Source organism: Paenibacillus sp. FSL W8-0186 (genome assembly GCF_037969765.1).
In the GTDB taxonomy this organism is placed as follows: Bacteria; Bacillota; Bacilli; order Paenibacillales; family Paenibacillaceae; genus Fontibacillus; species Fontibacillus woosongensis.
Genome location: NZ_CP150207.1, coordinates 1,296,968 through 1,309,979, shown reverse-complemented (window position 1 = coordinate 1,309,979; position 13,012 = coordinate 1,296,968). Strand labels below are relative to the sequence as shown.

9 protein-coding genes are annotated in these 13,012 nt (G+C 51.2%); all 9 read right to left on the bottom strand.

The window, feature by feature from the left end; all coding sequences use genetic code 11:
* Nucleotides 1-136 precede the first annotated feature (136 nt).
* The 9 genes from MKX50_RS05550 to essC all read right to left on the bottom strand — a co-directional run bounded on the left by MKX50_RS05550 (nt 137) and on the right by essC (nt 13,012).
* The gene (locus MKX50_RS05550; RefSeq protein WP_339158676.1) at nt 137-2,323 is read right to left on the bottom strand and encodes a hypothetical protein; all 2,187 of its coding nucleotides are present in this window, start codon (nt 2,321-2,323) and stop codon (nt 137-139) included.
* Between the two features lie 647 nt (nt 2,324-2,970).
* Nucleotides 2,971-3,783: a copper amine oxidase N-terminal domain-containing protein gene (locus tag MKX50_RS05545; RefSeq protein WP_339158674.1), complete on the bottom strand. Its 813-nt coding sequence runs from the start codon at nt 3,781-3,783 to the stop codon at nt 2,971-2,973.
* A gap of 294 nt (nt 3,784-4,077) precedes the next feature.
* A complete protein-coding gene (locus MKX50_RS05540; protein WP_213592856.1) occupies nt 4,078-6,081 on the bottom strand; it encodes an Mbeg1-like protein in 2,004 nt (667 codons plus the stop codon).
* Nucleotides 6,074-6,742 carry a hypothetical protein gene (locus MKX50_RS05535; RefSeq protein ID WP_213592857.1) on the bottom strand — a complete coding sequence of 223 codons (669 nt, stop codon included), beginning with the start codon at nt 6,740-6,742 and terminating at the stop codon, nt 6,074-6,076. The genes MKX50_RS05540 and MKX50_RS05535 overlap by 8 nt, the downstream gene beginning before the upstream one ends.
* 96 nt (nt 6,743-6,838) lie before the next feature.
* A complete protein-coding gene (locus MKX50_RS05530; RefSeq protein WP_339158672.1) occupies nt 6,839-8,002 on the bottom strand; it encodes a hypothetical protein in 1,164 nt (387 codons plus the stop codon).
* Nucleotides 8,003-8,017: 15 nt separating this feature from the next.
* The gene (locus tag MKX50_RS05525) at nt 8,018-8,338 is read right to left on the bottom strand and encodes a WXG100 family type VII secretion target (protein WP_213592861.1); all 321 of its coding nucleotides are present in this window, start codon (nt 8,336-8,338) and stop codon (nt 8,018-8,020) included.
* 81 nt (nt 8,339-8,419) lie between these two features.
* A complete protein-coding gene (locus MKX50_RS05520) occupies nt 8,420-8,710 on the bottom strand; it encodes a WXG100 family type VII secretion target (protein ID WP_155609753.1) in 291 nt (96 codons plus the stop codon).
* Nucleotides 8,711-8,747: 37 nt separating this feature from the next.
* The gene (locus MKX50_RS05515) at nt 8,748-9,059 is read right to left on the bottom strand and encodes a WXG100 family type VII secretion target (protein ID WP_213592863.1); all 312 of its coding nucleotides are present in this window, start codon (nt 9,057-9,059) and stop codon (nt 8,748-8,750) included.
* A gap of 38 nt (nt 9,060-9,097) precedes the next feature.
* Nucleotides 9,098-13,012 (bottom strand): type VII secretion protein EssC, encoded by a 3,915-nt coding sequence (essC, locus tag MKX50_RS05510; protein ID WP_339158669.1) that lies wholly within the window; start codon nt 13,010-13,012, stop codon nt 9,098-9,100.

Genomic DNA, 13,012 nt, shown 5'->3' with positions numbered 1-13,012 from the left:
TACCAATTTATGAACAAGTTGACCATGCATGATAGGCATACTGTGATTAAAGCAGGGATGCCCTTCACCATCCTCTGTCTTCTCTCTTAAATCGTAAGATCAGACAGCAGGATACCATGAAGGGCACCTGAACAAGTTAGTTATTCAAATCATCAAACATGGAACCGGCAACGGTTACTTCAATTTGATCAAGCACATGAACTCCTTGCAGAGCAGGGAGTTTATTATAGGCATGAGGCAATTTGGACAGCTCCGCTTTATCTACCCATGCTCTTACATAATACTTGCCGTTCGGCATGCTGGCATGCGTATACACTGGAATATTGCCTGGGTTAATTTGAATTGTGACCTCCGTCGTTTCCGTAATTTTGTACATCTTAGGCTCGCCCTTTTTCACGAATTCCCGGTATTTATAGGCCGCATGGCTGCCAGCCGAGGAGGATTCGCTATAGCCCTCGAGCACTTTTTTCCAGAATACATGGGTCTTGCTCTCATCCTGGTCTTGGGAGTAATAAATCGGTTCGACCACCTTGGTATAGCGTTTGGGATCGCTCTTCCGGTCCTTAACTTCAAGCAATACCGCACCGTCTACACCTTTCGGATCCTCGGCCTTCAAAATCCCTGGAACAGCTTTGAAGCCGCCGCCTTGGCGGGCAAGCCCTTCATTTTTAATGTTGACCGCTTCTTTCTTGGCGTTGATATAGATCAAGTTCGTCTCGTAGCGGAAAGAATTAATCAGGGCCTGAACCAGATCGCGGTGATCGGCCGTATCTGCTTCCGACTGCTTGAACGTCACCGTCTTAACGGTAAAGGTATAGCTCCCTGCCGGATTGAAATAATATCCCGATTTGATCGGATAGGCGTATTTCTGCAAATCGCGGTCAGTAGGGAACACAGCTTTATCATACAGGGACTTGTTGTTCTTGCGATCCTTGGCTGCATCTCGCGCAGTCGCGTACTCCTGAGCCATCGACTTCTCCTGCTTCCATGCAAGATTGGCGCTCGCCTGCTGGGTGAATACCCGCGGATATTGGCCAGGCACCGCTACCCCATAATCAGGGGCATCGACCTTCACGCCGTCAGGCTGGTAAGGCTTCCCTTCCTCATCCAAATGGTACATCCAGCGAATGACGTTGTAGGTATAGCTCTCGTTCTCCCAGAATAAATCCTTCTTCAGCGACTCTGGCGTGTTACTGTCGATTTTATTCTGAAAGGACGGCTTAGCGATATCCTTCTTTCCATTATAAACGTAGAATTGATAGGCCTTCTTATCCAGGCCATCCTGGAAGGAGGCCGTAGCCGTACCGCTCTTCGTTTCCGTTCTGCATTCATTATTCCCTTTTTCGTTTTTCCAGCACGTGGTCTCTTTGTAACTATAATTTCTTTGAATACTGCCTGCTTGCGATACCGTGCCAACTCTCTGAATCGGAGTGTTTGGATTAGGATCAGGTTTCATCCATTTCCGGTTCAGGGGATCGTCGCCGAAGTCCTCCCTTTTGATTGTCGTCAGGAAAATCGGGCTTCGGGTCACCGTCTCACTCGGCTCATTGACGCGCGGATTGTTCAAGACCTGGTGGGCTCTAAATAAAGTAGGCGTATCGTTGGTTACGTTGAGCTCACCGGTCGAATTGCTTGTCCACCATGCATCAGATCTAGGCAATACAAGGGTTGCCGTATTCGGATTACCCTGGTTTAGCGGGAACCGTTCCCTTTTCGATAACACATCATGTCCAAGTCCGACAGGGACGACAACCTTGACCGCCTTCGGATGGGAGTCGAGGACATTGTTGCTTAAATCCGCCTCTTCCGGCGATTTGCCATCCTTGTTGATGTTGAATTGGATTCGAACCTCGCTATCCGGCATCGTAAAATCGGCATACAGAATCCGGCTTTGATTCCGGTCGAGCTTGACGGTGCCTGACTCCGTTGTTCCATGCCCGCTGAATTTCAGCCCATCCGCGGCGGTTATTTTTCTTCCATCGCTCACGCGTGTAATCGCCCATTCATATTTCGAGTTCACCGAATCAATAAAGGTCGAATTCACCTTCACGCCAATCCGAACTGTTTCCCCTGGCACCGCCTCAACCGGCAGCTGCTCAAACTGTGCCGAGACGTCGTCCCTCATTAAATTAAACGGGGCGATCGGGATATCCAGATAAGTAATACCGATACTGCTATCGATATATACCGTCCCGAACCCCCAGGAGATCTCTGTCGGCGGCTGAAGTACGTGAACGTAGTCGATCCATCTGCCGTTTTTGGGTTTGGCATTTTCGTCATAGACTACTTTATCCGCCAAGGTAGAGTTTTGATTGTTGTACATGAACTCTTTATACGGCACTCCTGCGTAATGAGTATTTAATCCTTGTAAAATAGCCGCTTCAAAGGTTCCGTCAGGGAGATACTTATTGCGCGGATCTTTGTAAGCATCAAATTTATTCGGCGATATCTTATACTTGGATGTTACTCTATGATCTGTCCATGGGTTTGAAATGAGGGGGAAATTTTGTATTTTGGTCCCGCTCCAGCCAGCAAACCAGGGTACATCCTCTGTTGGGATTGCATGACCGTCTTTAGAATACCCGCTGTACTCCATCATTTCCTTCCCTTTATGATTTAATTTTCGGCCATGTGATTCCCCATAGACTATTTCATAAGTGTGCAGCTTGATCTTTTCTTTTTCTTCTAACTTTTCGCTAGGCTGAGATGCTCTATTTAATCTATCCCGGATTAAATCCTTTCTAAGATTTAAACGCTGATTGTTCTTCATAATATGATCTTTGTAATATTCTGATTCCTTAAAGCCATATAATTCACGCATATCGTGGTTTATCTTTTGAATGACTTCATCCACAGTCTTGGGAAGTTGGCTAACGGGTTCTTCTTCAGAAAAAATAGTTTGATAAGGATATATACCGCATAACATAATCACAGTTAATATTATCCTTATTGATTTTTTCATGGTTGCACCTACTTATAATATATAGTTACTGCAATATTTGAATTTATATTTGATGCCACTCTAATCTTAAACGTATCATCAGAAAATTCTTTCGGTTCCAGCTCTGGTTCAGGCGTTTTTTTAGTTTTGACATAGCTCATAACAGACTTCACCGTTTTTTCTTCCACTCTTTGCAGCAGGATCTCTTCTAACTCTTCCAGCTGCATTTCATAATCTCCCCCCCACATGCCAAAGTCTATCAGGATGGCCATGAGAGCTTGCGTACCTTCACCGCTACTTTTTTTGATATCCATCATTGAGCCAGTATTGTACTTAATTTTGAAGCCGTGCAGCGTTTCCTCTACAATTTGATCCGAATCAGTTTTAACCTCATTAGGATCAAATCCGGCCGTATTAATATAGACTGTTCTCACTGCGGAATCCCATTTTACGGACGCATCCAATCCCTCACTTATAAAACGAAGAGGAACGAAGGTTCTGCCGCCTACTCGCTCTGCTGCCGTATCCATTTGTTTCTCCACGCCATTCACCGTGTACTTCTTACTGCCGAGCACCAGGACTACGCGGTTTGAATCCAGGTCTACCGTAACGGTCTTGGTGGCCGCGTTCCAGCCTACTTTTGCCCCCAAAGCCTCACTAACAAAACGTACAGGCACCTGTACCCGCTGAGCCTTATCTACATAAGGCTGCTCATCCGGGAAGTAAATGCGGTTCGTATTTACCTCCACACGCAGCGGCAATGGTTTAGCTGCGGTCCAAACCGGGACCAGTCCCATCAATAACAGCAGCATGGCTAGTGCGGTTGCGATTCTTTTTTTCATATTCCTACCCCTCCTGGTTTTTGGTATATATGTACTTCCTCCCATCCATTTGTATCGTTCAACTTATAATAAATGGATCGATGGCAGTTAGTTTCTGCGGCAAGAAAGTAATCATAGATTTAAATGGATTTCATGTCGTTAGAAGAAGGGAAATGCCAACGATGGGCTGAATCCTTGATTTTAGGTACGTAAAATCCAACTAATCCCCTAAAACCATTGTTTGAAGCCTGTTTAATGCCATAAATTCCATTTAAAGCACGAAATATAGGTGTAGACCTCTCAACCCTATTTCTCTTAAAAAGAAACGCCCATTGAAATATCCTTGGAGATCATCCGCTCAATCTTTCGATACTGCTCCTCGGCATGCGTCAGGAACTTCGCCTTGCTCTGCAGCTCGGCAGCCACCTTCCTGTGGCGCTGTCTTACTTGGTCGCAGGCGCGGTGGACCTGGTGCACCTGCCGCTGCACGTTAGACTCGCTGTAAGACCGGCCGGTGCTGGAGGAGATCCGCTCCGCCTGGGACAGCATCTGCTGTACCCGGGAGCCCAGGTAATCCTCAAAATTTTTGAATTTCAATTTCAAATGGTTTAAACGGCTGAAGTCCACGGCTAGCTTCACAGAGGTATGCGAGCCGTATCCTTTGATGATTTTGGCCGTATAGTTCTTGTTCTTGCCGGAGGAAGGAGCCTTCCTGGCCGTAAGCATGCCCGCCGCCCGCTTCGGCAGCTGCGCCAGTAATTTGATATTGGACTTAAACGCGTCATATCTCTTGGACAGCCCAGCTTTGGCCTCGTTAATGGCCGTATTCACGCTGTTCGAGACATCATTTACGGTTTTGTCCCAGGCCTGTTTAATGGCGGCAATAATCTTTTTCGTTCTTTCGGCAATGCTTCTGAAGAAGCTCGTCACGGCATTTTTAACCTTCTCTTTGAATCGCTCTATCGCCTGTGCCGCACGAACTCCCGCCACCGCGATATCCTTGGCTAGTTCTTTAGCCCGTTCCTTAAATTTCCCCCATTCCGTTTTCACCTGCTCCGCGAACCTTGTTAAAGCATCTCCGACCATCTTCCCCGCTTTGACGAGCTTGGCAGCGGCAATCGTCAGTTGCTTCACGATCCAGTCGCCAAACTGATTGAGCTTGTCCATGACGTAATTAATCCCGTTCATGATGTTCTTGCCCAGAGATTTCAGGAAATCATCAGCGAAGATATATGGGAACAAATAAGCTGCGATAAATGTAACGACTAACTCCACCTCATCCCCATACTCCTCGGCAATTTTACTGAACGCATAATCGTCCAGATGGCTAAGCACCATCGCCGCCCCGACCCACTTCTGGAAGTCGCCTTCTTTTTCGAAGCCTTCGGCCCCGCTTTCCATGAAGGCCAGCACACCATCGAGCGCATAGCTGCGGTAAGGCTCCTCCATCGTCTCATTGATATAGATGGTGAATTCATTAATAAATTTCGGAATATCCCCCTGCTCGGCCAGTTCCCTTACTTGACCGTTCTCGTCGAGGATGATGTTAGGCCGGTGATTGTAAATGAATTGCTCCTGCTTGTCCGTTTCAATATACTTAATCGTCCCCGCAATGGGATTCAGCAAGCAATTGACGAAATCGTCCTTGGCTGAAACCGAGGTTATTTTGTGTTTATTCGCTTCGATCCGATCTTTATACTTCTCGATGAACTCCTTGGAGAAGCCCTGCCCGTCGAACGAAAGCGCCCGATCCACCTTATCGGACAGAATCGCTACGTACTGCGTTTTATTACCGCCCTTCGAGTGGCCCGTAACCGTGATATTCTCGTATTTCAAGCTCTCGATATATTCCAAAGCGGCGATCTGCTGCTGCGTATCCGACAAATACCCGCCCTGCCCGTTATCGTGCCATTCATAATCGCCACCGGTTCCCCGAAATACGACGGTCGCCTCCCCTTGCGGATCAACGAACGTGGCTGCCCGCATCCCGGCCTCAAGCGGCTTGCCGTCACTGCCCCGAATCGTTTTGCCGTTCTTGTCGAACATGACGCCGGTACGGCCGTCCGCGACGGTTAAGGAACGCAGCTGCGAATCCTTCTCGATCGCCCGCAAAATGACAAGCCATTCTTCCTTGGACATTTTACAGGGATACTCATCGTCGGTGCCGATTTTGCCCAGATTCCGGCTTTTGTCCAGACCGTTGCCATATAGAAAGGAATCTACGATATCTCCGACCTTCTTATTGTTGCTGTCAGCTACCCCTTGAAGGTATATCAGGTTGTTCAGCAGCAGCAGTTGATTCTCTTTCAGCTCAGCCATCCGCTACGACCTCCTCTCCGTTCTGCCTGATCGTCATATCCGGAGTCACCATGACCGATTTATAATCCCCAACGAAATAGCCCTCATCCTGCAAAGCGCTCAAATTCTGAGGTCCTGAGCCAATAGAATCGTACTTCTCATCCACCACGACATACAGCCGTACGAATCCGACCATTTGCTGCTCGCGCATTTTCCCGGCGATTTGGCGCAAGCCAGCCTCGATGTCCTGATCCTGAACCAAAGATTCCTTCACAAAAATAACCGTATCCGACGAGAAATTCTCATCCTGGCTATAAATCTGCTCTACCGGCGTGTTCTTATTTAAACGATCCGGCAAGACCCCCTCGCCAAAATCCACATATAGCTTGAACTCACCGTAAGTTCCACGGACAATACCGGAAAGCGCCGCCTCATATTGAGGTCTGATGAGTATACCGAAGTACCCGTCGCTGATGCGGTATGAGCCGTCTTCCATTTTCGTGCCCCACACCTCGAAATGATCCTGCTCGGAGCCTTGTTTCGGATAAGCCTGCAACCGGTCATAGCTGTATGCCCAATCGCTCAAGCTCAGTGAAATCGGAACGAACTCTTCCCCATACTTCTCCTCCAAATGTGACAACATTTGCTCCTTGATCGCTTCCGGGTTCGGTTTCTTGCTCATACATCCACTCACTCCCCATAAAATAATGATGCTTAACAGGCTCAAGATGAATTTCGTCGTCCTCTGGTTCACAATTTCCTCTCCTTTAAAGGTGGATTACCATTCCAACGAGATTTCGGGAAACATCAGCATATTGTCCATGTAATTCTGAAATTCCTGCTCAATTGTATCGGTTATAAATACGATCTCCCGGTCCAGCAGTTCGCCGGTTCGGGCGTTAAAGCCCTCCATTACAGGAATGACCGCAATTGTATTCTTATTCATCGTTAACAGAGCAGCGCCCGACAGAATCGTCTCCACGCTCCGATAGACGTCATACACCATATCTACAGCCTGGTTCGTCAGCTGCTCCCCGCACTCGCGGATAAAACTCTTGATTTGATCAATTTCGATATGACTGAATTCGCTTTGCAGTGTGCTTCGGTTCTTCTCCAGCTGTTTCTCCGTATATCTGATGACTTGCTCAATGGAGCGCCCTACGCTCTCTTCTGTCAAGCCGTCCATTTTTAAAAATAAAGAGTATAGCCCATAATCCATGACCGGCTCCTCTTCCGTACTCTCTCCGAAAAAAATATGCCATACATCCGGCCGGATCGTCCCGACCGTATCATAAAACCAGCTTACAAATTTAGAATATTCGCTTTGCCGCGCCGGAATGGCATTGCCTTCCGTATCAAATTCTAGAATCTTGAAGTAAGCCTCTTCCAGATCCGTTTCTTCCGTCTGCTGCTTCACAAACACAACCTTATCCAAGCATTCCCCAACCGGGTCATGCTCGGCTACGAGATTGCGCACCCTTCCGGGAAGCTCCTCGCCCGTAGGCACCGCGAATACAGTGGCCTCCAGACCCAGCCGCTCCGCAAGAAAAGCCGCGCAATAGCCGCCCGCCCTCATTCCAGTCAAGACGCAGCTGCCCTTATCTCTCCACTGCGAGGCGCACTCCGTCACATCATCCAGGAAGTGATGAATGTCCAGCTGCAGCTCCGGGTGCTCATGCGCATGGGGCACGATGACGCTGCGGCCCTCAACGTCTGCAAATATGTACAAGCTCATATATTCCAGCTGCCTATGCTGCTGCAAAGACAAGCGCAGCAATGCGGGGCTGGACTCTATCTCGCGAGTCAACAGCTCCAGATCAGGGTATCCGCTTAGCTCTTTCCCCCATTCGGAGAAATGCTCCAAGGGGCGATGGATGAACGGGGATATGTCCCCTGCGCTCACCAGCTCGCATAACAGTATTTTATCCTTATCCCTCAACACGCCAGGTACACCCCTTTATTTCTTAGCATTCCTCTGCTGCTCAAGCTTCAGCGCCTTCTGCCGGGCTTCGATACGCCTTTGCTCGTCGGCTCTCTGTACCTCGGCGGCCAGCCTCTCCAAGCCTGTCTGCAAGGTCTCGATGTCCGAATACAATCGGTTAATCTCGTTCCGCGTTTGCGACCGGTAACTGTCCGTCAGCGCTGTACCCGCGCTGCCCTTCCACCAGGACGCTACCCCGGCAAGCTCGGCTTGCAGCCTGGCTTCCTCCCGCTTCACCTCGCCCAGCTCATTGCGGATATTTCTAGCTGTGCCGCTTATGGCACTTGGTGTGCTCATCTCCCCACCTCCCGTTCCATGAGAATGAATTTAGAAAATGGCGTGATAACAGCAGCCAACTGTGTACCACGCCGATCTTCCTTATTTACGAAGCGCGCTAGCGATATCTTTCTCGCTTTGCTCCTTGATATCAGCGATTTTGTCGAGGTTCTTGCTGATGTTCTCCACGCATTCAACCAACTTATCAAGGTTAGGCTTCAACTGTCTGAACTCGTCCACGAAAGCCTTGGCGGAATCCCCTTGCCACCAGCCCTCAACGGAATTAATTTCTCTGTGCAGCTGCTCTACCAGATCCTTCGCATTTCTGCCTTTGTTCAGAATAGACTTGGCCACACTGCGGGCCTGCCCAGGACTAAACGTTAAGTTTGACATTATCTCACCTCCTTTCAAGCGTCATCATCCGGATCAGCTATGGCTTCAGCGCCGCCAAACGCTGCCGCTCCTCCATCGCTTTCCGCCTTCGCTCCTCTTCCGCCCGATCGACCGCATGGGCCAAATTGCTGCCGAGCTTGGATTCCAGGCTTTCCAGCTTGCGGAGCAGATCGCTGATTTCGCGATGAATCTGCTGGTACCCGGTTCTAAAGCTGGTGCCCGCTTCTCCCTTCCACCAGGTGCTCACATCGCCCACAACACTTTGGTACTTCGATGACTCGCGCCTGATATCTTCGGATATGACACGTACTCCAGCTGCTTTTCTGCGGATTTCTCCTGATGAAGGCATTTACACCCCTCCTCCACGAATCGGCTTGCCCGGATGCTCTAGATCATGACCTTCTCCTGCTGCCGCGAGAATGTGGCCGTACGCAGACCCGTAAATTTGTTCTTCACAATGAAATAGCCGTCCCCAAGCTCCATGTCCTTCTCCTGGCTCCCGTACGGGAACCTCGTATTGAACAGGCTTTGCTCCTTGAGGCTGCCGAGCAAGAGGCCGGTTTGCTCCTCCCGCAGCACCTTGCCGAGGCTATCCCAGTTGTTGGCGAGCTCCGAGGTCTGGTCCGCCGCGATAACGGCTACCTTCATGCCGCGTTCCTGCTTGGCGATGCGCTCGATCAATTCTTTGAGCGAATATTGATCCCCGTTGGTTAGCTCGCTTAAGTTATCGATGACGAAAATCATCTGCTTCCAGGAACGGACAAGCGCGTTCAGGTCACCGTTCGCCTGTCTTGCCGCCAGGAATTTGCCGCGCCGGTCGTCCAGCTCTTGCTTGACCGCATCGATGAAGTCGTACATATCCTCGACCTGCGACAAATCCGTTACGCAAGGCAGCTTCATCAATTCATAGATTCCCATCGAGCTGGAATCGAGCGCATAGACCTCCAGCCGGTCCGAACCCAGCTTCTCGTCCAGCATGCTGATCCATGAGACAAGCTGCGTGCTTTTGCCCGACATCGCGTCGCCGGCGATCATGATCACCGGAGTCACTGTCAGATCCACATAGACCGGCATCAGGTCATGGTCGCCAAGTCCGATGGCCAGCAGCTCTCCGCCCTGATTGATCTCTCTCATGTCTATTTTGGCAGGCATAATCGGGATCGGCGTTGCCGGTTCAACCAGGTTCTCCTTGGCGAAGAACTCGAAGTCCTGAATAAGCTCTTCCATGCTCCGCTCACTGAACTCCGGAATCGCCGTCTGGAATTCGAGCGGCGGCTTGCCGTTAACCAGGCCTCTCCCAGGCACCTTGGCCGGCTCCAGGCCTTCCGTCCGCCCGACGATATTGGCGTATTCCCCTTTATCCGTGAGCTGCAGCGCCACCGCCATTTTGAAATTCACGGACAGCTTGTAGCGGACAAGGGAGCTGTTCGTCGCCGTCACGACCATGTAAATGCCGAACTTGGAGCCTTCGCGGGCCAAGGTAACCATTTTCTCGTCGATTTCCTCGTAAGTCTCCGACAGCGCGAAATAGTTGTCGATGACGAGTACGATGGCCGGGAGCTTCCCGCCGTTAAGCCTGTAATCGTTAAAGCCATCGCTCTGGCTTTCCTCGAACAGCCTCTTGCGCTCATCCATTACCCTGAACAGGAATAAGACAAATTGCTGGATCGTCGACTCCTGCTCCAGCGTCATAACTCCTCCGCAATGCGGCAGGCGCTCGAACAGCTTGAAGGAGGAACCTCCGAAATCCATGACATACAAATGAACGTCGGACGGCGAATACTTATAGGCCAGCGACATGCACAGCGACCTCAGGAGATACGTCTTGCCTGTGCCCGGAGAACCGTACACGAAGAGATTGCCCTCGGCCGCAAAATCGATCATGAGCGGCTCCTGGAGCTGGCCCCGCGGATCATCCACCAGGCCGATCGGTGCGCTGAGGATCGCTTCTTCCCCAGGCCAGCCAAGCTCCATATTCAGCCCGGTTCCCGGAGCGTACAAATCGTCCAGGTACACCGTATCTGGAAGCGGCGGGAGCCAAGGCCCTTTAAGCGCCTGTACTCCGCTCTGTTCCGAGAAGGAGATAATGTGCTCAACCATGCACTTCAACTGAGAAGGCATTTCCTTCAGCGCAATCTTCTCCTCCTCCAGCGGATAGATTTGCTCGGCGCGCCCATGAAGCGAAATTTCGTAAATGCGCTTCGTGCGGTTCTCGCTCTTGAGCATTTCTCCTTCCGGGTCGTAATCCGCCCCAGAATACGCCGATTGAAACAGCTCAAAAATCTCGTCGTTGCCCACCTGGATATACGCCCGGCCCGGCTCCTTGATCATCGCCGCATCCGGCCGTTTGATCACGTCCTTGCTGTCGGCCTCGTCCTGAACCTTCAGGCAGATTTTAAATTTGGAGTTGCTCCAAATCTGGTCGTCCACGACACCTGCCGGCTTCTGCGTCGCCAGGATCAAATGGACGCCGAGGCTTCGGCCGACCCGCGCGGTACTGACCAGCTCTTTCATGAACTCCGGCTGATCCTGCTTCAGCTCGGCGAACTCGTCGGCAATCATGATCAAGTGAGGAATCGCCGGCATGCGGCCATCCTCGTTTTGGCTGTAATAGAGCTTCTGGTATCTGTCTATGTTATTTACCCCAAATTCCGAGAACACACGCTGTCTCCGCATCAGCTCGCTCTTAATGGACAAGAGGGCGCGTGTCGTCTGATTCCCGCCCAGGTTGGTAATCGTCCCGACCAGATGCGGCATGCCCTTGAAAATATCCGCCATGCCGCCGCCCTTATAGTCGATCAGCACGAACACGACATCATGCGGATGATAGTTGATCGCCAGGGAAATGATGATGCTCTGCAGGAGCTCACTTTTCCCGGAGCCCGTCGTCCCGGCTACCAGGCCATGCGGACCGTGGCCGGTCTCGTGCATATCAAGATGGAACAGGCTGCCTCCGGCTTTGATCCCGATCGGCACGCTCATGCCCTTGAACGGCTTGTTTCTCGTCCAGCGGGACAGCAGATCGACTTCCCCGGTCGTCTTGGCCTGCAGCATATCCAGCAGCGTCAGCGAGGTCGGCAGCGCAAAGCTCGCGCTCGAATTTTTGATCCGCAGCGGGGCCATCCGGCGCACGGCCTCCTCCAGCTGCCGCATGGGAACCTGATCCGGGATGAATGTCGATTTCTCGCCGGACTCCCGGTCAGCCAGCTCGCCGTTCTTGCCCTGCAGGACGATGACCTGCTTGCAGTTCATCGGCAGATAAGCCTGATTCTTGGCGATATATACCGATGACACCCCAAGCGAAGCGCATTTGTTGTACAAGTATTTATTGATCGGCTCCTCTTCCAGAAGCGTAGGATCCTCCACGATGAAGACGAAATGCGGCAGCGGACTCCCGGCTACCTCTTTACGCTCCCGTTCCTTCAGCACTTCGTGCAGCCCGCCGAGCACCTGATGCGCAATCGCCTTGCCGCAGAGGAGGAACCTTGCATCGAAGCCGTCCGTCCACAGATGCGGCAGCTGCCGGAGCCAGCTCCACTTCTCCAGCCCTTCCTCTGCAGCCAGCACGACGATGCGCACATCGTCGTATCCGTGATGCGTAACGAGCTGCAGCAGCATCTGCGTGACCATCGCGAACGTCTTCTCTTCCTCTCCGGCGATGCCGCAAATTTCCGAAGCCATCAGATTGATCGACACCGGCACATCCTGAACCCGCTCAAATTCGAGGGCCAGCCTCTGCGGCTCCATGATGAGCGGGTCGCTCTCCATGATGATCGCCTGCTTCGTATATTTGATGTGCAGCGCCGCAGGGACGCTGCCTACCCCAAGACGAAGCGACAGGAAATCCGGTGAAGATGGCGTTCGCTCCCACAGCCGGTTATCGATGTCCTGAATGCGCTGCAGACAAGCCGCAGGCTCCGGATTCATCTCGTTCATGGCTTTGATTTGCTGTTCTCTGGCCAACATCAGCTCGCTGCGGGTATCTGCGATAAATTGCAAATACTTCTGCTCGCGCTCTTTTTTCTTCTTTCGGTACTTCTTGATTTGCGAAGCAGCGGTAGCAAGCGACACGATCAGCGTCATGACGGTCATCGCGATGGACAGCATCATGAACATCGACTGGTAAGTCAAGGCGAGCAGTAATGTAATGACCAGCATCACGACCGGCGGAGCCAATAACGTGAACCAGGATATTTCCGGCTTCTCGTACGCATGAGGCGGATTGGGAATTTCGATTTCTCCGCTGGGCATTTCCGGCAAGAAACGGGGCTGACGGCTAAATTCATATTTTTCGTTAATCAT

Coding starts and splice junctions, on each gene's coding strand:
- MKX50_RS05550 (WP_339158676.1), bottom strand. CDS start 2,323: ATGTACAACAATCAAAACTCTACCTTGGCGGATAAAGTAGTCTATGAC.
- MKX50_RS05545 (WP_339158674.1), bottom strand. CDS start 3,783: ATGAAAAAAAGAATCGCAACCGCACTAGCCATGCTGCTGTTATTGATG.
- MKX50_RS05540 (WP_213592856.1), bottom strand. CDS start 6,081: ATGGCTGAGCTGAAAGAGAATCAACTGCTGCTGCTGAACAACCTGATA.
- MKX50_RS05535 (WP_213592857.1), bottom strand. CDS start 6,742: ATGAGCAAGAAACCGAACCCGGAAGCGATCAAGGAGCAAATGTTGTCA.
- MKX50_RS05525 (WP_213592861.1), bottom strand. CDS start 8,338: ATGAGCACACCAAGTGCCATAAGCGGCACAGCTAGAAATATCCGCAAT.
- MKX50_RS05520 (WP_155609753.1), bottom strand. CDS start 8,710: ATGTCAAACTTAACGTTTAGTCCTGGGCAGGCCCGCAGTGTGGCCAAG.
- MKX50_RS05515 (WP_213592863.1), bottom strand. CDS start 9,059: ATGCCTTCATCAGGAGAAATCCGCAGAAAAGCAGCTGGAGTACGTGTC.
- essC (WP_339158669.1), bottom strand. CDS start 13,012: ATGATTAACGAAAAATATGAATTTAGCCGTCAGCCCCGTTTCTTGCCG.